The organism is Pseudomonas sp. Q12-87 (assembly GCF_001269755.1).
Lineage (GTDB): Bacteria > Pseudomonadota > Gammaproteobacteria > Pseudomonadales > Pseudomonadaceae > Aquipseudomonas > Aquipseudomonas fluorescens_S.
Window position 1 is genome coordinate 195,329 of the sequence record NZ_LHVI01000019.1, and the last position, 19,927, is coordinate 215,255.

The following is a 19,927-nucleotide window of genomic DNA, read 5'->3' on the forward strand; positions in this document are numbered from 1 at the left end:
GGCTCGCGTGAAGCCGCTTACAGCGCCAGGTCCGGGTCGGAATCGCTGTTTTTCTGGCCGACCGGATCACTGTCAGTCGGGGCATTAGAGGCGGCGTTACCCCGGATATCCGGTGGTGGCGCCAGTTGCAGTACGTCGCTGGTGTATTTCCATTCCTGATAGACGCGTTCGGGGTCGTCGTTGAGGTGGGTGCCGTAGCTGGGCACGATCTGGCGGATCTTTTCCTGCCATGCGGGGGAGGCCACTTTGTCCTTGAAGACCTTTTGCATGACGTCGAGCATGATGGGGGCCGCCGTCGATGCGCCTGGCGATGCGCCCAACAGGCCTGCGATGCTGCCGTCCTGAGAGGCGACCACCTCGGTGCCCAGTTTGAGCACACCGCCTTTTTCCTCATCACGCTTGATGACCTGCACCCGCTGCCCGGCCTGCCAGAGACGCCAGTCTTCTTGCTTGGCGTGGGGGAAATATTCTTGCAGTGCCTTGAAGCGGTCGTCGTCGGAGAGCATGAGCTGGCCGGCCAGGTACTCAACCAGCGGATACTGTTCGATACCGACCTTGGTCATGGGCCAGATGTTGTGCGTGGTCATGCTGGTGAAAAGGTCGAAATAGGAGCCTTCCTTCAAGAACTTGGTGGAGAAGGTCGCAAACGGCCCGAACAGAATCACGCGCTTGCCATCCAGGACCCGAGTGTCCAAGTGCGGCACGGACATCGGCGGCGCCCCGGTGGAGGCGATGCCGTAGGCTTTCGCCATGTGTTGCTCGGCAATGCTCGGGTTTTCCGTCACCAGGAACGATCCGCCGACCGGGAATCCTGCGTAGTCATCAGCTTCCGGGATGCCGGATTTTTGCAGCAAGTGCAGGGCACCGCCGCCGGCGCCTATAAACAGGAACTTGGCGTCGGTGGCTCTCGTCTCGCCATCCTTGAGGTTCTTGTACTCGACGTGCCAGGAACCGTCGTCGTTGCGGGTGATGTCCTGAACTTCGCTGGACAGTTTCAGGCTGAAGTTCGGTTTGGTTTGCAGGTAACTGACGTATTGGCGGGTGATTTCGCCGAAATTCACATCGGTACCGATGGGCGTCCAAGTTGCCGCGAGTTTCTGGTTCGGATCGCGGCCTTCCATCATCAAGGGCACCCATTTCTTGATTTGCGCCGGGTCCTCCGAGTATTGCATCGGGCGGAACAAGGGGCTGGCTTGCAGGGCTTCGTAGCGTTTCCTGAGGAATTTGATGTTGTCGTCCCCCCACACGAAACTCATGTGCGGGGTTGAATTGATGAATGAGCGGGGATTTTTCAGAACGTTGCTCCTGACCTGCCAAGCCAGGAACTGCCGGGTGATCTGGAACGCTTCGTTGATCTCGATGGCTTTGGAGATGTTGACCTTGCCGTCCTGGTCCATCGGCGTGTAATTGAGTTCTGCCAAGGCAGAGTGACCGGTGCCGGCGTTGTTCCAACCGTTGGAGCTTTCTTCGGCCACCGCGTCCAGGCGCTCGACCATTTCCATCGACCAGTCCGGTTCAAGCTCATTGAGCCAGATGCCCAACGTGGAACTCATGATCCCACCGCCCACCAGCAGCACGTCGACCTTTTTCGTCTCCGCTGCCTGGGCACTGCCAAGGCTCAATGAGGCGGCGAGGCCTAGCGTCGCCAAAGCTATCGTGTTGTTCATCGTTTCACCCTTGGCGACTGGATGAGCCACCTGCCGTTGCTGATGAAGGGGCGTGCCGGTTATTCAAGATAATCGCGGCTATGGATTGGACCGGCACAGGAAAAAGCCTGTTCAACCGCCTCGGCCTCGGGATGACGAAAGGCATACTGCATGGCATGCCTGCCGCTGCCCAGGGTCATACCCCGAAGGGAAACGTATCCTCCTCATGGCTTGGCGATTGCCCCCTGCCGAGTGGCGTAATCGCCTGGGTGTGGGCAAACCATAGCCAGGCATCGAATTGCTCGGCCAACGTCGCGTCGAAGTAATGGCTCTGGCGTTCGGTCCGGGGACGGTAGATGACGCCAATGGCGCGTTCCAGCAGGCGCCCGGACAACGCCGTGCGCAGCGCCGGGTGGTGCTCGCCGCGCCAATCGTAAAGCGCTTGTGGATGCCCAGCCTCGACAAAGGCGCGCTCCCAACTGTGAGGCAGCGCCGGTGTGACGGGCTTGACTTGCATCGGCGCGTCCCAGTCATCCGCCGCCGCTACGGTGCCCTGGTCGGTGCCCATGCCGATGAGCACCGCCTCCTGGCCCAGGCTTTCGCGACACAACTGCCCAAGCGTCAGCTGGCCGCCGTCGCCCATTTCGGTTGCCCTGGCATCGCCGACGTGTGAATTGTGCGCCCAGACGATGGCCTTGGCGTTGCGCCCCTGGCGGGCGCGCACTGCTTGCAGGGTCTCGAACATATGTCGGTCACGCAGGTTCCACGATTGCCGGCTGCCCTGGTACATCGCCCGGTAATACTGCTCGGCAGCGTGGACGACGCGGGCGTTCTGCGTGGCGTTGAACAGCGCTTCCTCGTCTTTGCCCATCAGCCCCAGGCGTTGGTTCAACAAGGCCTGGAGCTGTTCCAGCACGGCGCCTTCACAGGACGCCATGCCGCCCCTTTCGGTAAAGTGCCCGTACAGTGCCGGATCGTCATGCCAGGGTGTGAGGCAGCCGTAACGCTGCCGTGCTTCACGGGCCATATCAGGATCGGCACCCTCCAGGTATTCGAGCACCTCTCCAATCGAACTGCCCAGGCTGTACACGTCCAGACCGCGAAATTCTGCGCGGTCCTGGGGCGGGCGGGACCGATTGTATTCGTGCAGCCACCGCACAAAGGCCTGCACATCGGTGTTGCGCCACATCCAGGTTGGGAAGCGGGAAAACGCTGCCTGCTGCCAATCGCAGGTGTCGCGCTGCCTGACGCAGCGGTCGATCTGATCGGCGTCCGGCCAATCCGCTTCGACGGCGACAATGGAAAAACCATGCTTTGTCACCAGATGCCGGGTGATCGCCGCGCGCGCCTGATAGAACTCATGGGTGCCATGGCTGGCTTCACCGATCAGCACCACCTGGGCATCGCCATAGCGGTCGAACAAGGCGGCGAATTGTTCACTGGCGGCATCCGGCAGAGGCTCGGCGTGCGCCCTCAATGTCTCGTTCAAAGCGTCCATGAAGGGGGACTCCTATTAGCCGTCAGCGTGCTCGCCCGCGGGCGCGGTTCAACGCCAGCAAGCATCCACCAAAAAGCAGCGTCGCCCCGGCCACGAGCAAGGGCGACGGGCGCTGCGCAGGCTTGCGCCAGCCACCCTCGATGCGTCGTGTCCCGCTGGGAGGGTCAAACAGGTTGCCTGCGGACGACGCCGATTCGGCGCTGCGACTCAGGGCGAAGCGGGTGAGCCTGCCGGAGAGCTGGGCGAACCCTGGCAATAAAAAGTGCGCGAGCCGGGCGAATCTCGCCGCACCGCCTACGGTCGTGCCGGGCTTGGGGTTCAGCGCGCAGCGGACCATCGCCTCAGCCACTCGATGCGGGTCATAGACCGGAGGAGGGGGCTTGATGGCGTGGCCGGTGAAGTTGGCGCCATCGCGGAACCCCGGTGTGTCCATGGTCGCCGGATAGATATCGCAGACATGAATATCGGGCCATCCGCTGAGTTCGCCGCGCAAGGCTTCGGTCAAGCCGCGCAGCCCGTATTTGCTTGCCGAATAAGCCGCAGCATAGGGTTGCGCCACCCAACTGCCCAGCGACAGCGTGTTGATCAGGATGCCGCGCTTCTGTGCCTTGAAATAAGGCCAGGCCACGTGGGCACCACGCAGATACCCGAGCAGGTCTGTTTGCAGTATCTGTTCATGCACCTTGAGCGGCGTCTGTTCGAAACTGCCCACCGCACCCACGCCGGCATTGTTGATCCAGACATCGATGCGGCCGTCACCGAACGTCGCGGCCTCGGTTGCCAGGGCCTGCATCTGCTCGCTGCTGGTAACATCGGTGGGCACCGCCAGCGCGGCGGCGCCGAGTGCCACGCATTCATCCACGACCTCGGCGAGCGCCACGCTGTCGCGTGCCGCCAGCACCAAACGGGCGCGCTCCCTGGCGAACGCTTGCGCTGCGGCACGTCCGATACCGCTGGAAGCTCCCGTGATGACCACCAGCTTTTCATGCAGGGCCGAGGGCTCTGGATCGTCGGGTTGCGCCGGACTGTCATCGCGTCGATTGCCGGCCGCGTTCGACTCCGGGGAGTAGGGAATCTGTTGCAGTTTCAGGCGCGCACCGTCAGCCAGGATCAGCGTCAGGTCTTCAATCGTACCGGCGATTTTATCGGGGTAGACCGGTTCGCCGTTCGGGTCGAGTTGGTCATACACAAACCGCTGCCCTTCCAACCAGCCCACCGCTGTCTGGAGTTCTGGGCCCAGGTAGTATTTGGCGTCGAGAAAAAAGCCAGGGAAATGGGGCTCGCGCTCCACACTTTCGACCGCGTAACGCTCACCCGGCTTCATGCCGGTTTCAGGGGCAATCATGGTGAATTCCTCCTTTGGGTTGGTCTTGTGGTAGAGGCGGGAGGAAAAACAGGGGTTCAATCGAACTGAGTAAAGGCGGCCTACAGCTGACGAGATGCAGATTCTCGCCCTCGTTACGCGAGCGCTGTGCGCTGCTCCTCGAATGTCTTATCACCCATTGAAAATGGCACTCCGAAGCCTGGACGGGGAGGCGACACCCGCTATGCTTCGATGGTGGCGGCATGCCACTCATCGTGAACAGCGCCGCCTGGATCCAGACGAGCGTCTACTCGTCAGTGCCTCTTGCAGAGACGATCAATGAATAAATACAAAGCAGTGCCTGGGGTTGCTTGGGGTGTGTTGTTTGGTTGCATGGGGCAGGCTGGGGCTTTTCAACTCTCACCGGATGGCACTGTTGCCGAGAGAGAAATGGCCAAGAAATATGATGTTTCCTACAAGGCAACGGTGCCCTTTGCAAGCTTTGCATTGCACAGTTTTGCCGATTCCGCCCACGAAGCGCTCACGCAGAAAATATACGGGTGTGACGGGGATTGGCAGGATTGCAATAACCCTGATCTGGAAAACGCGGGCGCATACATTATTGCCGGCGTGCGCTGGAACGATGACCCAGTCTTTATGCCCGGCGTCGAGGATGCGAGGATCAAGGGCTGCGATGGTCGTTATTCCGTTGGTTTTATTACCCAAACACGGTGTTGGGTAAACCTTTTCGAAAACGCTGAGGCCAGGAGTACGGCCGATCCTCAGAGCTTCATGGGGGTTGGGAACTACATTTCGCGTTCCCATTTTGGCGACCTGCAGTTTTTGCACGCGATGGCCTCCCAAGAGCGAGACCCAGCCGAGAAAACCAAGCGTGAAATGATGATGTGGGCGGAATTTGCCTGGGGAGTCGCGGATGGAACCTATCCGATCAATACTTATTTGAAAGACATCCGGATCCAGGGTTGGGACCAGCATTTCAACAATGGCCAGACCGTGCAGGATTTGTTTGCTGTCGGGCGCCCTTGGTTGCGAGCGAACGTTCATCAGGTGGCCTTTGGCAGCTTGCTTCACCTCGTCCAGGACAGTTTTGCAGGCGGGCATGTGCAGCGGCGAGAAGAGATCCTGGGCGACAAATGCATGGGCGGCACCGAGGCCGTGCTGGGACGAATAGAAGAGTTCCATTCCTACACCCGACAAAATCACGCCAAGCATAAGGATGATGATGCCAGCTCAGTCGCCAGACTCATGCTGGTGAGGCATGAGCCCGACGTCGTTGATGCAGGCAAAAAGCTGAGGGGGTACATCGCCGACCGCAAGAAGTGGGCGGATGTGAAACCTTATCTGGAAGACTGTCTGTTTGCCTTGGCTAATGAAACAAGTGCGGCCTCGGCGGGCGACAAGTACCGGTAGGCAGATTCGGCTTGATCGATACAGTCTCTGGGCCCTTTAGCCTTGCATTCACCCTCAGTCCAGATCCTCGGGCTGATGCCGTTCCGGTACCTGGCTCGCTTCATCGCCCCATGTGCGGTTGACCCGTTGCCCGCGGACGACGGCTGGTCGATTGGCAATCTCCTCGGCCCAGCGCTGCACGTGGGTGTATCGGGCCGCATCAAGGAACTCGGCAGCCGAGTACACGTTGTTGCGCACCAGTTGGCCATACCACGGCCAGACCGCGATGTCGGCGATGGTGTAGTGGTTGCCCGCCAGGTACGGGCTTTCGCCGAGACGGCGATCCAGCACGTCCAGCTGCCGCTTGGCCTCCATGGTGAAGCGATTGATCGGGTATTCGAGCTTTTCCGGCGCATAGGCGTAGAAATGGCCGAAACCGCCGCCCAGGTATGGCGCCGCGCCCATCTGCCAGAACAACCAGTTCAACGTTTCGGTGCGGCCGGCAGGGTCGCCAGGCAGCAATGCGCCGAATTTTTCCGCCAGGTACAGCAGGATCGAACCGGACTCGAAGACCCGAATGGCCGGCTCCACGCTGCGGTCCAGCAGGGCCGGGATCTTGGAGTTGGGGTTGATGTCGACAAAACCGCTGGAGAACTGATCGCCCTCGCCGATGCGGATCAGCCACGCATCGTACTGCGCGCCTGCATGACCCAACGCCAGCAACTCTTCGAGCAGGATGGTCACTTTCACACCGTTGGGCGTGGCCAGCGAGTAGAGCTGCAAAGGGTGCTTGCCCGTCGGCAGGGTCTTTTCGTGGGTCGGCCCGGCAGTGGGGCGGTTGATGTTGGCGAACTGGCCGCCAGACGGGGCCTCGTGCTTCCAGACCTTGGGAGGAACGTAGGACGTTTTGCTCATGTAGACGTACCTCTTCGTTTGCTTGCGGTAATGACCAGGGATGCGAAGGGCGCGCAATAGCGCACTGATCCCAAGAGTCTACCGCTTCTCTTCCATGATTCGCGCGACTTCCCCCGAGGCCTTGAGCTGCTCGAAAGCACGTTGAGCCTTGGCGACGACTTCGTCCGGCGTGCTCAGGCTGAAGGCCAGGTTGACCCGGTGGGGTTGCTCGTCGAGGGTATAGACCTCTTCCAGCGAGATGAAATCCACTTGGGCGTCTTTGCTCAGCAGGCGCGCCGCGTTTTCAGGTATCGGTATCAACTGGACCTGACGGTTCAACAGCTTCTGAAAGTTATCGTGGTTATCCACCGATACGACCAGCCGGGAAAAACCGCGCTGTTGCAGGTAAATCTGCTTGGCGTCATTGCGCACGACGCCGATGCTGTACTGCTTGGCTTCCTCGAGGTTGTTGACCACGATGCCGTCATTGCCGCGCAGCTTATACAGCCTGCTCTCCACCCGATGAATTTCCCCGACCCATTTGAACAGCGTCTCCCTGGCCGGGGTGCGATCCAACGGAAAAATCAGCACGTTAGGTTCGTGCAACGCTTTTTCATAGGCACGTGCCCATGGGTACAGCTGCAAGCTGTAATCCGTTAGCTGGGCGTTTTTCAACATCTGCTCGACGATACGACTGCCCGGCCCGACCACTTTGTCCTCACGCTGATAGGCGTACAAGGAGTCTTCGGTGACGACTTCGATCGGCCCTGCATAACCTTCCAGGCTAATCAGGGCGAGCAGCAAGCATGAGCAGAGCGTAAGACGGATGTGCATACACAAATCTCCAGGCACGCGATGATGTCTACAGGGAAACGCGATCGCGCCCCTGGTGTTTGGCCCGGTACAGCGCTTGGTCGGCGCGCTGCAACAGTGGGTCGAAATGATCCATGGTGTCAGGGTCCAGCTCGGCGACGCCGATGCTCAAGGTGACAAAGGCTGAGACTTGAGAACCACTGTGGGGCAGTTCCCGCGCAGCCAGGCTCGTGCGCAGACGCTGGGCGGCGTCGTAGGCCTGGGCGGCGTCGGTGTTGGGCAGGACCACGACGAACTCTTCGCCGCCGACTCGGGCGGTCAATTCGTCTGATCGCCCGAAAACGCTGCGCAGGGTGTCGGCGATCTGCTTCAAGCACTGGTCGCCCTGCATGTGTCCGTAGGTGTCGTTGTAGATCTTGAAGAAGTCGACGTCACACATGAGCACCGCCAACGGGCTCTTGTGGCGTAGCGCACGGCGCAGTTCGTCTTCCTTCAGCTCGTCGAAATAGCGACGGTTGGCCAGGCCCGTCAGCGCATCGCGGCGAGACAGCGCTTCGAGGGCCTGGTTGGCTGCCTTGAGCTCCGCCGTGCGTGCTTCCACCAGTTCGGCCATTTGATCGCGGCTGGCGGCAAGGGCCAATTCATCCGAATGCTGGCGTTCCAAATGGGTGCGCAGGTTGTCCTGGAGTTCGTTGACCTGGGATTCGAGCAGGCTCAGTTCGTCCTGACGGCGTACCGTTCGCTGCAGCTTGAGGTGATGCTTGAGCGTGTGCGGGGCGAGTCCGCCCAGATGCCGGGCGATGTGGACTACGTGCACCGTCACCAGCCGGTTGAACATGGTCATGACCAGGCCGGCCAGCAGCAGCGACTGGATCACTTGGGTGATGACAATGCTGCGCGCTTCCCCCCAGAGTCGTTCCCAAAGCAAGTGGTTATCACCTTCGATCGTCAACTCGCCGACCTTCTCGTGAGCGCCGGCATAGGGCTGCGCGATGAGCTGGCGATGCAGCACTGGCGCCACGCCTGTTTTTTCCACCGCGTAGCGATTGAGTTCGATCACTTCAGGGGCTTGGCCCGGCCGCAGGATATTCAGCACCACACGACCGACCGGTGCGGCCGTGGCGACGCTGGTAATCTGCTGGTCCAGGGATTCGCGGTCCATTTCCCAGATGGCGTGGGCCAGGGTGTTCTGGAAAACCTGGTCGATCAGGACCAGTTCCGAATTCATTTCCGCCAAGTTGTTTTCCCAGGCCAGCCAGGTGCGCCAGGTAACCATGACCAGGGTGAAAAGCAGGCAAAACAATAAGGTGGCAAGCACCAGGCGACGTCCTAACGAGCTTAACGCCTTGGCCTTGGGTTGCTGCAGGGTGGGCACTGTTCGGAAATCGACGCCCATATCAAAACCATTTGCGTACGATGGCATCGTAAACGCCATTGCGCCGGATAGTCTGCAAGCCTGCGCGAAACTTCTCGACGGTATCGGCCGGTGTATTGCGGCTGAACGCCATGTTGAAGCCCTCCGCACTGCTCAACTCGGGAAGTGGCAGCGAACGGACCAGCACTTTATCCGGATCCTCGCCGTTCTGGCGGGTCAGGTACAGCGCGTTGAGCTCATTGGAAATCCACAGCTCCACGTGGTCGACCTTGAGCTTGCGGTAGTTATGCTCGTACCGGGTGCTGGATTGCAGTTCTTCGCCGATGCGGAACCCTTTCGAGACCAGGTATTGCTCCCCGACGTCCTGATTGACGGTGGCGATCTGGTGACCATGGGCATCGGCCAGGCTGTTGAGTTTGACGGGGCGGTCGGCCAGTGAGTATATGTACCACTGCGTCGGGGCAATGGCGCCGACCCATTGGAAAAGCGATTCGCGCGCTGGCGTGCGCACGATGGAATAGATGAGCACGTTACTTTCATTGAGGGCCAATTCGTAGGCGCGGGCCCAAGGCATAGAGTGGATGGGGGCTTGCACGCCGATTTCCTTGAGCACGGCTTGGACCACCTCGGTGCTCATCCCCGTCACGCGGCCATCCTGCGTCATGTTGTAGGGCGGCAGTTCCTCGGTAACGATGCGCAGGGGGGCCTCTGCCGCGCAAGCCCTTGCAGCGAGGAACATCAGGAGCCCCCACGTCAGAAGGCGGTTAAGCGGCAAACCCATCGATAATCACCCTATGCAACCTGCAGAGCCTGGTAAGGCCTGGGAGCTGTCTCTCATATAGAGGGTTATCGGCTGGGTGTGCAGCTGCTTGAATCTGGTTGGAAACGGCGATGTCCGTCGGCTCCAGCCATGGGCTCAGCCGTTGAGCAATGTCATCGTCTGCGCCTGGTAGCGCTCGCCGGCCACGGCCCCTTCGCCGGTGAAAACCGCATCGAGCCGGGCCAGATCATCGGCGCTCAACGCAACAGCGGCGGCAGCGACGTTGCTCTCCAGATACTTTCGTTGTTTGGTGCCAGGAATCGGGATCACATGGTCGCCCTGGGCCAGTACCCAGGCCAGGGCCAATTGTGAAGCACTGATGCCCTTGTCGGCAGCCAATGCCTTGACCCGCTCCACCAATACGAGGTTGAGATTGAAGTTGTCGGCCTGGAAGCGTGGGCAGGAGCGGCGGTAATCGTCGGCGGCAAAGTCTTCCGGCGATTTCAGTTCACCGGTCAGGAAACCACGGCCCAGAGGGCTATAGGCGACGAAAGCGATGCCCAGGCGACGGCAGGTATCGAGCACGGCGTTGTGCTCGGGATCGCGGGACCACAGCGAATATTCACTTTGCACCGCTGCCAGTGGATGCACCGCATGGGCCCGTTGGATGGTTTCGGCACTGGCCTCTGACAGGCCGATGTGGCGAACCTTGCCGGCCTTGACCAATTCGGCCATCGCGCCGACGGTTTCCTCGACCGGTACTTCAGGATCGATGCGGTGCTGGTAATAGAGATCGAGGTAGTCGGTTTCGAGCCGCTTGAGGCTGCCATCGATCGATAGCCGGACGTATTCGGGCCGGCCGTTGACACCCCGGGCATGGGGATCGCTGCTACGCACGAGGCCGAACTTGCTCGCCAGGTAAACGCCGTCGCGCTTGCCTCGCAGGGCTCGTCCGAGCAGTTCCTCGTTGGTATGGGGCCCGTACATGTCGGCGGTGTCGAACAGCGTCACGCCCAATTCGACGGCGCGGTGGAGCGTGGCAACGGCTTCTCGTTCGTCCACGCCGGTGGTGTAGAAATCCGACATGCCCATGCAGCCCAGGCCGATAGAGGAAACGTAAGGGCCGCGATGGCCGAGTTGTCGAGTATTCATGTGTTGCTCCCGGATCTGAATTGACGGGTGCAGTTTCCGGAAAACGTTACGCTGGATAAATCCCGTTTTATTGATTTAACTGTTCGTGATATCTGAATAATGGAAGGGCACAGTGGACCGATTACAGGCAATGCAGGTATTCAGGCGCATCGTCGAACTGGGCGGCTTTGGCAAAGCGGCCGATGACCTTGGGCTGCCTCGGGCCACTGTCAGCCTGTTGATCCAGCAACTGGAAGCGCACCTCGGCGTACAGTTGCTACAGCGCACCACTCGGCAAGTGCGGGCGACGCTCGACGGTGAGGCGTATTACCAACGCTGCGGCCATCTGTTGGACGATCTCGATGACCTGGAGAGTTCGCTGTCGGCGCAACGAAGCCAGCCACGCGGTACGTTGCGGGTGGACATGCCCATCGCCTTTGGATGCGCCTGGATTGTGCCGCGCCTGGCGGACTTCTATCGACGCTACCCAGCGTTGCAACTGGATCTGGGTTTCCATGATCGGCAAGTCCATTTGCAGCGCGAGGGCGTTGACCTGGCGATCCGCGCCGGCAACGTCGTCGACCAGGGATTGGTGGCGCGGCCCATCGTGCAGCTGCATCAAGTGACCTGCGCCAGCCCTGGCTACCTGACACGCGAGGGCGTGCCCCAAGGGCTGGAAGAACTGGAGGCGCACCGCGCGATCCGGTTTTCTTCCGGCAACGGACGTTTCTTTCCATTTGAATTCGAGGTGGCGGGGCAAGTGCGTGAAGCGCAAATGCCGGGAGAATTGATCGTCAACAACGCCGACGCCTACGTGGCGGCCTGTGAAGCGGGATTTGGCTTGATCCAAGTGCCGCGCTACCACGTGCAACAGCAGTTGGCTGAAGGGCGCTTGGTTGCGGTGCTGGGCGGGTTCAGCGTGCCGTTGTGGCCGATTTCAGCGGTGTACCCGCCCCATCGACAGTTGTCGCCGAGGGTGCGGGTGTTTATCGACTGGGTAATAGAACTGTTGCATGGCGTGGCGGATACACAGGGCTCGCTGATGAGTCGGGCTTAGATATCAATACAGGCGCCTTTTGGTTGCGCCTAGCCCTCGTTCTTTCCAGCCCAGGCTCGCCGATCAACGCAAGGTGTAGCCGCTATCCACCACCCAGTCCTGGCCATACACCCCGCGAGCGCCCTGGCTCAACTGGAAGAGAATGACATCTGCCACGGCGCCGGGCTCCAGGAACTGTCCGCCCAACAAACGTTGGTTGACGCTGTTGGCGACCGAGCCCAGCGCCTCTTCATCGAGGCCCAGGGTGCCCCAGATCGGTGTGGCGGTGGGGCCCGGTGAAACCATGTTCAGGCGAACGCCGTGGGGCGCCATTTCGACGGCCAGGGTGCGCATCTGTGCGCGCAATGCGGCTTTCGATGCAATGTACGCCGCCAACCCTGGAAAAGTGACCTGCTCCAGGAACGTGCCGATGAAGACCACGGCCGCCTCGGCCGCCAGATGCTCGCGCAGGCTGCCCAAAGTGTTCAGGGCACCCGCGCCGTTGACTGCCCATTGACGGTCGAACGCCGTCAGATCCAGGCCGTCGGCCAGTTCGGCAATGCCGGCATTGGGCACCAGGCAATCCACTGGGCCAACGGAACCGGCCAGTTGGGCCAGCCTGGCGAGATCCGCCGGCTGGGTGACGTCTCCATGCAACCAGGTCAGCGTGTCTGCGAATCGCTCGATCCATTCGCCTAGGCCACCGATTTGCCGGGACATGGCGATCACCCTCGATCCTCGTTCCAACAGACGTTGGGTGACGGCCAGACCGATACCCGAACTGGCACCGGTGACGACGCTGAGGCTGGGGTTGAATGCATTGTTCATGTGGCTTTCTTCCTAGGTTCGCCAAAAGCGGCAGGTAGCCTGATCAGAAACTGTGCCAGTAAATAATGCCTTTAAAATCAAGTAATTGAGTTTATTTTGGTCGTTTTGACTCGCTCAGCGTGTGGTCTTAAATACCTGACTGTTGGTCGTTATGACATGGCCGTCAAGCCTTGACCCATCGTTGGCGACTCCAGCCACTCAATGCGTCCACGGCGAATACCAGGAGCAGCATGGCCAGGATCACGGTGCTGCCTTGGGCTTCCTGGAACAGGCTGAGGCTGACGTAGAGCATTTGCCCCAAGCCGCCAGCGCCAACGAAACCGAGCACGCTGGCCATGCGGATGTTGTTTTCCCAGCGGTACAGGATATAGGCCAGCAGCTGCGGCATCAGGTTGGGCAGTGTGCCGTAACAGAACGCCAACACCGCATTGCCGCCTTGCAAGCGGATGGCGTCGGCCGGTTCCGAAGGGGTGTTTTCCAGCGCCTCGGCGAACAGCCGGCCGAGTACGCCGGTGGTGTGCAGGGCCAGTGCCAGCGTGCCGGCATTGGGACCGAGGCCAGCGGCAAGGACCATCAACGCGGCCCACACCAGTTCTGGAACCGCACGCAGCGCGTTGAGCACCAGGCGTGACGCGCTTTGCAGCGGCCAGCCGAAGCGTCCGGCCGCCGGCAGCGCCAATATCAGGCCCGCTACCGCCGCGAGCAGCGTGCCAAGGGCGGACATGGCGAGGGTTTCCAGGGCGCCGTGGCCGATCGCCTCCAGGTGATTCAGGCTCAGGTCCGGGCTGAGAAAACGCTGCGCGTAAGCGCCCATCCGACCCAGATTGCCGCTGTCGCCGAGCTCGCCCAGGTCGATGCCCAGATAGAGGAACGAGGCGACGACCGCGACGCCGATGCACAGGCCGATGACGGCGTTGAACAGGCGATTCATGCCAGCCTCCAGCGCAGCAGACGGCTGAGTTGGTCGGCGAAGAGCACCAGTGCCAGGAACGTCAACAGCAAGCTGGCCACCTCACCGCCGGCAAACATTCGCAGCGACAGGTCCATCTGCTGGCCCAGTCCGCCGGCCCCGACGAAGCCCATCACCACCGAGGCGCGGATAGCGCATTCCCAGCGATAGACGGTATACGACACCAGCTCCGCCGCGACATTGGGCAGGATCCCATAGCAGAAGGCGGCGAGCCGACCGCTGCCCGACTGCAGCAGTGCATGCGCCGGACGTTGATCGACCGACTCGTAGATCTCCGCGTAGACCTTGCCCAACATGCCGCTGTAGGTGATGGCGATGGCCAGTACGCCAGCCGTCGGACCGAGACCGACGGCGCGCACGAAAAGCAGGGCCCAGACGATTTCCGGGATGCTGCGCAGGAAGATCAGCAGGCCGCGTACCGGCCAGCGCAGCAACCGACTTAAATATCCCGGACGACCGGCATGGGCCGCCGCCGACAGTGACAACGCCCGGCTCGCCACCAGGCTGGCGGGCACGGCCAACAACAGCGCCAGGGTCATGCCGGCCGTAGCGATTGCCAGTGTCTGTAAAGTGGCTTGGCCCAGCAGTTCAAGGAATTCGGCATCGTGGGCCGGAGGCCAGAATGCGGACACGAACCGACCCATTTCACGCTGGCTGTCGCTCGCCATCAGCACGCTTAGGTTCAATTCGCTGAAGTGAATGCCCGGCCACAGCAGGACAAGCGCCAACAGGCCGAGCAACAGGCGGGGGCGGGCGGCAGGGTCTCGGGTATCGCGTTTCAGCATCGCGGGATCTGCACGCTCAAAGTGGAGGCAGGCGGCGGCGCCGATTGCAGTTGTTCATTGGCGTAGAGCGCATCGAGCTGTTGACGGTCAACATCTTCGGCGGGCAAGTCGAACAGGATCTGCCCGTCACGCAGGCCTATGATTCGCGAAAAATGCTCAAGGGCCAGTTCCACCGCATGCAGGCTGGCGACCAAGGTCACGTTGTGTTCGCGGGCATGGCGGCACAGCACCGACAACGTGTGTCCGGCCAGCACCGGGTCCATGGCCGAGACCGGCTCATCGGCCAGCAGCACCTCGGGCGCCTGGTAGAGCACGCGTGCAATGCCCACACGTTGCAATTGTCCGCCGGACAATTGTTGGCATTGGGCGAACACCTTGTCGCCCAGGTCCAGCCTGGACAACGCCGCACGTGCGCCCGGGACGTCAAGCGGATGCACAAGATTCAGCAGGCTTTTGCCAATGCTCCATTGCCCCAGCTTGCCGGCCAGGACTGCCGTGACCACGCGTTGACGCAGGGGCAGGGGCGGCGATTGGTGGATCAGGCCAACGCGAGCGCGCAAACGCTGGCGCTGGCGGGCGGATAAATCCCAGGCTCGCTCACCGAGTACCTGGACTTCTCCGTGCCTTGGTCGCAGTGCCGTGGCCAGCACGTTGAGCAGGCTTGATTTACCCGCGCCTGACGGACCAATGATCGCGACCTGTTCGTTGGCGCCGATGCGCAGATTCACGCCCCGCAACGCCTGGACGCCGTTGGCGTGGGTCACGCTGACCTGGGTCAGTTGCAGGGTCATTTGAGCAGTTCGGCGGCGCGTGCGGCTTCTTCGATGCCCTTGTAGTTCTCGGGCTTGGTTTCGATGAAGCGGCTGGCGGCTTGCAGATCGAGGATTTCCTTGTCCTTCGGGTTTGCTGGGTCGAGCGCCAGGAACGCGGCCTTGATCTTGGCCGCCAGGGCTGGGTCGAGCGTGCCACGCACCGTCCAGTTGTAGTCGAAGTACGCCGGGGTGGTGGCGAAAACCTTGACCTTATCGGTATCGACCTTGCCGGCGGCGACCAGTTTTTCCCAGACGCTGGCGTTGAGTACCCCGGCGTCCACCTTGCCGGCCTGGACCCAGGCGACGGTGGCGTCATGGGCGCCCGAATAGCCTACCCGGCTGAAGTAGCTTTCCGGCTTGATGCCGTCCTGGAGCATGAAATAACGCGGCATCAAGCTGCCTGATGTCGACGACACCGAGCCGAATGCAAAGGACTTGCCCTTGAGGTCGGCCAGGGATTTGACGGCGGGATCGGCGGTGATGAATTTGCTGGTGAACTGGGCGTCCTGTTCACGTTGCACCAGCGGGATGGCATTGCCGGATTTCAGCCGCGCTTGCACGAAGGTAAAGCCGCCGAGCCAGGCCATGTCGATTCGGTCAGTGGCCAACGCCTCGACCACGGCCGGATAGTCGCTCACCGGGACGAACTCGACTTTCATGCCGGTCTGCTGTTCCAGGTAAGCGCCCAGCGGCTTGAACTTGCGCAGCAGTTCGGTGGGGGCTTCGTCGGGAATGGCGCTGACTTTCAAGGTGTCGGCGGCCTGCGTCAACAGGGTGCAAAACGACAGGGTGACGCCGACGGCCAATGCCAGGGAACGCTTGAACATGAAAGATCTCCGGTGCATTAACACAACAATAATAGGCATCCCGCACACGCGGATGACGGTGCGATGCCTTGAGAGGGTAGACGAAGGGGAGCGATATTAACCGTTTCTGGCCCGGCAGATGAATTCTGCTGAGCCGGCGGACTGCGCAATTGCCAGGACTGGGCCCCTCGATCACGCTTTGCGACCGCCCCCAGCGGAGGGGGCAGTGCGCTGACCCTTATTTTTTGTGGGAGCGAGCTTGCTCGCGAAAGCGGTGTATCTGTGCCGGTGATGTAGGCCATGCCGCCGCCTTCGCGGGCAAGCCCGCTCCCACATGGGCTTTGCGGTGGGCCCGAAATTCAGGTTCCCAACCAGTCCCTGCGGGAGCGAGCTTGCTCGCGAAAGCGGTGTATCTGTGCCGGTGATGTAGGCCATGCCGCCGCCTTCGCGGGCAAGCCCGCTCCCACATGGGCTTTGCGGTGGGCCCGAAATCCAGGTTCCCAACCAGTCCCTGCGGGAGCGAGCTTGCTCGCGAAAGCGGTGGATCTAATGCCGGTGATGGAGGCCATGCCGCCGCCTTCGCGGGCAAGCCCGCTCCCACATGGGCTTTGCGGTGGGCCCGAAATTCAGGTTCCCGACCAGTCCCTGCGGGAGCGAGCTTGCTCGCGAAAGCGGTGGATCTAATGCCGGTGATGGAGGCCATGCCGCCGCCTTCGCGGGCAAGCCCGCTCCCACATGGGCTTTGCGGTGGGCCCGAAATTCAGGTTCCCGACCAGCCCCCTGTGGGAGCGAGCTTGCTCGCGAAAGCGGCGTATCTGTGCCGGTGATGTTGGGTGTGTCAGAACAGTTTAGTGAACAACCAGTAAAGGCTCCCGGACAGCAGGATCGCCGCCGGTAGGGTCAGTATCCAGGCCATCAGCAGGTTGCGGATCGTGCGCATCTGCAAGCCGGCGCCATTGGCGACCATGGTCCCGGCCACGCCAGAGGAGAGCACATGGGTCGTGGACACCGGCAAGCCGAACATGTCGGCGGCGCCTATGGTCAGCATGGCCACGGTTTCCGCCGAGGCGCCCTGGGCGTAGGTCAGGTGGGTCTTGCCGATCTTTTCCCCCACCGTGACGACGATGCGCTTCCAGCCGACCATAGTGCCCAGGCCAAGGGCAATGGCCACAGCGATTTTCACCCACAGCGGAATGAACCGGGTGGAGTTGTCGATCTGCTGCTTGAACAGTTGCAGCTTGCCGTTGGTATCGGCATCGAAATTCCCGACCTTGTTCTTGTCCATCAGGCGAATGGTTTCGCTGGTCAGGTACATGTCGTTGCGCACGTTGCCCACGGCCTCGGCGGGTACCTTGGCCAATGAACCATAGCCCTTGACCTCGGTGCCGATACTGCCTGCCAGCGCAGCCAGGGCAGGCACCAGCTGTGGCGAGGCCTGCTTGCTGCTGACGTAGCTGGAAAGCACCGCACGCGGCTCCGCCGGGGACGGCAGCGGCGAATGCTTGACCAAGGCCTGCTGGGTGACTTCCGCCACAGCGGCGAATTGCAACGCCTGGTCGGCGGGCATGGTGCGGTTCAGCGCGTACGCCATCGGCAGGGTCCCGACCAGGATCAGCATGATCAGGCCCATGCCTTTCTGGCCGTCGTTGGAACCATGAGCGAACGAAACGCCGGTGCAGGTCAGGATCAACATGCCGCGGATCCACCAGGGCGGCGGCGTATTGCCTTCCGGGGCCTTGTACAGTGCGCGGTTCTTGACGAAAGCCCGCAGCGCCAGCAACAGCAACGCCGCGCAACCGAAGCCCACCAGGGGCGAGAGCAGCAGTGCGTAACCGATCTTCGTCGCCTGGGCCCAGTCCACGCCGCTGGTGCCGTCACGACCGTGCATCAGCGCATTGGCAACGCCAACGCCAATGATCGAACCGATCAACGTGTGGGACGACGACGCAGGCAAACCCAGCCACCAAGTGCCCAGGTTCCACAGGATGGCGGCGATCAGCAGGGCGAAGATCATGGCGAAACCGGCAGAGGATCCGACCTGCAGAATCAACTCCACAGGCAGCAACGCGATGATGCCGAAGGCCACCGCGCCGCTGGACAGCAGCACCCCAAGAAAGTTGAACAACCCTGACCAGGCTACCGCGACGTTCGGCGCCATGGAGTTGGTGTAGATGACTGTGGCCACCGCGTTGGCTGTATCGTGGAAGCCATTGACGAACTCAAAGCCCAGTGCGATCAGCAGCGCCACGCCCAGCAACAGGAACGGCGTCCAGGTGGTCACCACCGTGCCGAGCTCGTTCATGTCGTGCATCAGGCTGTAGGCGGTAAACAGCAGGCCGATGCCCAGGACGGCGAAGAACACCACTAGGGTTATCACGCTCGGCTTGCGGTTGAGTTGCGGTCTTGAACTGTGCGTGATTGAACTCGATGAGTCCATGACCAGGGTCTGGTTCGTCATGAGGAGGTCCGATTCAGTGGGGTCATAGGGGATAGGCCAACTCACAACGTGGCGGCGCGAATCACGCTAGTTGCAATTTGTTACACGGTAATGACGTCCACTGGGTTTACAGACGGCAACTGTCATCCAGGTGTCATCGAACCCTGTCACTCAATACCCCCGATTATCGGAAGCTTCGGCGCGGATCCGTGTGATTGTATAAACGGGGCTATTCGCTCTTTCGATATGCAGTGAGTGAAGGCACAATGCGCATCCTTTTTTGGCTCGCCTTGCCGGAGGCCGCGAAAATGATCAAAACGCCGTACTACCTCATCGACAAACAGAAGCTGCTGGCGAACATGCAGAAGATCGCCTATGTGCGTGAGCAATCGGGGGCCAAGGCCTTGCTGGCGCTCAAATGCTTCGCCACCTGGTCGGTGTTCGACCTGATGCAGCAGTACATGGACGGCACCACTTCGTCGTCGCTTTATGAACTCAAGCTGGGCCGGCAGAAGTTCGCGGGCGAGACCCACGCCTACAGCGTGGCCTGGGCCGACGATGAGATCGAGGACATGCTCGCCAACTGCGACAAGATCATCTTCAACTCCATCGGCCAGCTGCAACGCTACACCGAAGCCTCGGCCGGCAAGGTCCGTGGCCTGCGGGTCAACCCGCAAGTGAGCAGCTCCGACTACCTGCTCGCCGACCCGGCGCGTCCTTTCAGCCGCCTGGGCGAATGGGACCCGGTGAAGGTCGAGCAAGTCATCGAGCAGATTTCCGGTTTCATGTTCCACAACAACTGCGAGAACGGCGATTTCGGCTTGTTCGACCAAATGCTGGGCACTATCGAAGAACGCTTTGGTCATCTGCTGCACAAGGTCGAGTGGGTCAGCCTCGGCGGCGGCATTCACTTCACCGGCGAGGGCTATGCCCTGGACGCGTTCTGCGCACGCCTCAAGGCGTTTTCGCAAAAGTATGACGTGCAGGTCTACCTGGAACCGGGCGAAGCGGCGATCACCCAGAGTGCCTCGCTTGAAGTCACCGTCCTCGACACGCTGTACAACGGCAAGCATTTGGCCGTGGTGGACAGCTCCATCGAAGCACACATGCTCGATCTGCTGATCTATCGCCTGGACGCCAAGCTGGCGCCGAGCGAGGGCGAACACACCTACATGGTGTGCGGCAAGTCGTGCCTGGCCGGAGACATTTTCGGCGAATACCAATTCGATCGTCCGCTGTCCATCGGCGATCGGCTGTCGTTCATCGACGCAGCGGGCTACACCATGGTCAAGAAAAACTGGTTCAACGGCCTGAAAATGCCGTCCATCGTAGTGAAACAACTCGACGGCAGTGTCGAGGTGGTTCGCGAGTTTGTTTACGACGACTATCTGTCCAGCCTGTCCTGAGCTGGCAGAAGGAGAAA

General features: G+C 61.1%; 17 protein-coding genes. 3 read left to right on the forward strand and 14 right to left on the reverse strand.

What is annotated here, in order from left to right; translation table 11 throughout:
* Positions 1–17: 17 nt before the first annotated feature.
* The 3 genes from mqo to AD663_RS12770 all read right to left on the reverse strand — a co-directional run bounded on the left by mqo (position 18) and on the right by AD663_RS12770 (position 4,489).
* Positions 18–1,667, reverse strand: a complete 1,650-nt coding sequence (mqo, locus tag AD663_RS12760) for a malate dehydrogenase (quinone) (protein ID WP_003181434.1) — start codon at positions 1,665–1,667, stop codon at positions 18–20.
* 175 nt (positions 1,668–1,842) lie between these two features.
* Positions 1,843–3,144, reverse strand: coding sequence for an erythromycin esterase family protein (locus tag AD663_RS12765; RefSeq protein ID WP_003181437.1), 1,302 nt, complete (start codon positions 3,142–3,144; stop codon positions 1,843–1,845).
* 22 nt (positions 3,145–3,166) lie between these two features.
* The gene (locus tag AD663_RS12770; RefSeq protein WP_003181438.1) at positions 3,167–4,489 is read right to left on the reverse strand and encodes an SDR family oxidoreductase; all 1,323 of its coding nucleotides are present in this window, start codon (positions 4,487–4,489) and stop codon (positions 3,167–3,169) included.
* A 297-nt stretch (positions 4,490–4,786) separates the two neighbouring features.
* Here AD663_RS12770 and AD663_RS12775 point away from each other — a divergent pair, with 297 nt between their 5' ends.
* The gene (locus AD663_RS12775) at positions 4,787–5,878 is read left to right on the forward strand and encodes a hypothetical protein (RefSeq protein WP_033045999.1); all 1,092 of its coding nucleotides are present in this window, start codon (positions 4,787–4,789) and stop codon (positions 5,876–5,878) included.
* A gap of 54 nt (positions 5,879–5,932) precedes the next feature.
* Here the strand turns inward: AD663_RS12775 and yghU are convergent, their stop codons facing one another.
* The 5 genes from yghU to AD663_RS12800 all read right to left on the reverse strand — a co-directional run bounded on the left by yghU (position 5,933) and on the right by AD663_RS12800 (position 10,851).
* Positions 5,933–6,772: a glutathione-dependent disulfide-bond oxidoreductase gene (gene yghU / locus AD663_RS12780; RefSeq protein WP_003181441.1), complete on the reverse strand. Its 840-nt coding sequence runs from the start codon at positions 6,770–6,772 to the stop codon at positions 5,933–5,935.
* Between the two features lie 78 nt (positions 6,773–6,850).
* The gene (locus tag AD663_RS12785; protein ID WP_003181443.1) at positions 6,851–7,585 is read right to left on the reverse strand and encodes an ABC transporter substrate-binding protein; all 735 of its coding nucleotides are present in this window, start codon (positions 7,583–7,585) and stop codon (positions 6,851–6,853) included.
* A gap of 28 nt (positions 7,586–7,613) precedes the next feature.
* Positions 7,614–8,960, reverse strand: a complete 1,347-nt coding sequence (locus AD663_RS12790; protein WP_003181445.1) for a diguanylate cyclase — start codon at positions 8,958–8,960, stop codon at positions 7,614–7,616.
* Between the two features lies 1 nt (position 8,961).
* The gene (locus tag AD663_RS12795) at positions 8,962–9,720 is read right to left on the reverse strand and encodes an ABC transporter substrate-binding protein (RefSeq protein ID WP_003181447.1); all 759 of its coding nucleotides are present in this window, start codon (positions 9,718–9,720) and stop codon (positions 8,962–8,964) included.
* Positions 9,721–9,855: 135 nt separating this feature from the next.
* The gene (locus tag AD663_RS12800) at positions 9,856–10,851 is read right to left on the reverse strand and encodes an aldo/keto reductase (RefSeq protein ID WP_003181449.1); all 996 of its coding nucleotides are present in this window, start codon (positions 10,849–10,851) and stop codon (positions 9,856–9,858) included.
* Between the two features lie 112 nt (positions 10,852–10,963).
* Between AD663_RS12800 and AD663_RS12805 the strand changes: the two genes are divergently transcribed.
* Positions 10,964–11,887, forward strand: a complete 924-nt coding sequence (locus AD663_RS12805; protein WP_003181451.1) for a LysR family transcriptional regulator — start codon at positions 10,964–10,966, stop codon at positions 11,885–11,887.
* 63 nt (positions 11,888–11,950) lie between these two features.
* Here AD663_RS12805 and AD663_RS12810 read toward each other — a convergent pair whose 3' ends face one another.
* The 6 genes from AD663_RS12810 to AD663_RS12835 all read right to left on the reverse strand — a co-directional run bounded on the left by AD663_RS12810 (position 11,951) and on the right by AD663_RS12835 (position 18,525).
* Positions 11,951–12,694 (reverse strand): SDR family NAD(P)-dependent oxidoreductase, encoded by a 744-nt coding sequence (locus AD663_RS12810; RefSeq protein ID WP_003181452.1) that lies wholly within the window; start codon positions 12,692–12,694, stop codon positions 11,951–11,953.
* A gap of 163 nt (positions 12,695–12,857) precedes the next feature.
* Positions 12,858–13,625 (reverse strand): phosphonate ABC transporter, permease protein PhnE, encoded by a 768-nt coding sequence (gene phnE / locus AD663_RS12815; RefSeq protein WP_003181454.1) that lies wholly within the window; start codon positions 13,623–13,625, stop codon positions 12,858–12,860.
* Complete coding sequence (locus AD663_RS12820; protein WP_003181455.1) at positions 13,622–14,449, reverse strand: ABC transporter permease; 828 nt, start codon at positions 14,447–14,449, stop codon at positions 13,622–13,624. The genes phnE and AD663_RS12820 overlap by 4 nt, the downstream gene beginning before the upstream one ends.
* Entirely contained in the window at positions 14,443–15,240 is a 798-nt protein-coding gene (locus tag AD663_RS12825) for a phosphonate ABC transporter ATP-binding protein (protein ID WP_053213855.1), read from the reverse strand. The genes AD663_RS12820 and AD663_RS12825 overlap by 7 nt, the downstream gene beginning before the upstream one ends.
* The gene (locus tag AD663_RS12830; RefSeq protein ID WP_003181459.1) at positions 15,237–16,088 is read right to left on the reverse strand and encodes a putative selenate ABC transporter substrate-binding protein; all 852 of its coding nucleotides are present in this window, start codon (positions 16,086–16,088) and stop codon (positions 15,237–15,239) included. The genes AD663_RS12825 and AD663_RS12830 overlap by 4 nt, the downstream gene beginning before the upstream one ends.
* An 817-nt stretch (positions 16,089–16,905) precedes the next feature.
* The gene (locus AD663_RS12835) at positions 16,906–18,525 is read right to left on the reverse strand and encodes an inorganic phosphate transporter (RefSeq protein WP_003181461.1); all 1,620 of its coding nucleotides are present in this window, start codon (positions 18,523–18,525) and stop codon (positions 16,906–16,908) included.
* A gap of 287 nt (positions 18,526–18,812) precedes the next feature.
* Between AD663_RS12835 and AD663_RS12840 the strand changes: the two genes are divergently transcribed.
* Positions 18,813–19,910: a carboxynorspermidine decarboxylase gene (locus AD663_RS12840; RefSeq protein ID WP_003181463.1), complete on the forward strand. Its 1,098-nt coding sequence runs from the start codon at positions 18,813–18,815 to the stop codon at positions 19,908–19,910.
* Positions 19,911–19,927: the final 17 nt, after the last annotated feature.

Coding starts and splice junctions, on each gene's coding strand:
- mqo (WP_003181434.1), bottom strand. CDS start 1,667: ATGAACAACACGATAGCTTTGGCGACGCTAGGCCTCGCCGCCTCATTG.
- AD663_RS12765 (WP_003181437.1), bottom strand. CDS start 3,144: ATGGACGCTTTGAACGAGACATTGAGGGCGCACGCCGAGCCTCTGCCG.
- AD663_RS12770 (WP_003181438.1), bottom strand. CDS start 4,489: ATGATTGCCCCTGAAACCGGCATGAAGCCGGGTGAGCGTTACGCGGTC.
- AD663_RS12775 (WP_033045999.1), top strand. CDS start 4,787: ATGAATAAATACAAAGCAGTGCCTGGGGTTGCTTGGGGTGTGTTGTTT.
- yghU (WP_003181441.1), bottom strand. CDS start 6,772: ATGAGCAAAACGTCCTACGTTCCTCCCAAGGTCTGGAAGCACGAGGCC.
- AD663_RS12785 (WP_003181443.1), bottom strand. CDS start 7,585: ATGCACATCCGTCTTACGCTCTGCTCATGCTTGCTGCTCGCCCTGATT.
- AD663_RS12790 (WP_003181445.1), bottom strand. CDS start 8,960: ATGGGCGTCGATTTCCGAACAGTGCCCACCCTGCAGCAACCCAAGGCC.
- AD663_RS12795 (WP_003181447.1), bottom strand. CDS start 9,720: ATGGGTTTGCCGCTTAACCGCCTTCTGACGTGGGGGCTCCTGATGTTC.
- AD663_RS12800 (WP_003181449.1), bottom strand. CDS start 10,851: ATGAATACTCGACAACTCGGCCATCGCGGCCCTTACGTTTCCTCTATC.
- AD663_RS12810 (WP_003181452.1), bottom strand. CDS start 12,694: ATGAACAATGCATTCAACCCCAGCCTCAGCGTCGTCACCGGTGCCAGT.
- phnE (WP_003181454.1), bottom strand. CDS start 13,625: ATGAATCGCCTGTTCAACGCCGTCATCGGCCTGTGCATCGGCGTCGCG.
- AD663_RS12820 (WP_003181455.1), bottom strand. CDS start 14,449: ATGCTGAAACGCGATACCCGAGACCCTGCCGCCCGCCCCCGCCTGTTG.
- AD663_RS12825 (WP_053213855.1), bottom strand. CDS start 15,240: ATGACCCTGCAACTGACCCAGGTCAGCGTGACCCACGCCAACGGCGTC.
- AD663_RS12830 (WP_003181459.1), bottom strand. CDS start 16,088: ATGTTCAAGCGTTCCCTGGCATTGGCCGTCGGCGTCACCCTGTCGTTT.
- AD663_RS12835 (WP_003181461.1), bottom strand. CDS start 18,525: ATGACGAACCAGACCCTGGTCATGGACTCATCGAGTTCAATCACGCAC.
- AD663_RS12840 (WP_003181463.1), top strand. CDS start 18,813: ATGATCAAAACGCCGTACTACCTCATCGACAAACAGAAGCTGCTGGCG.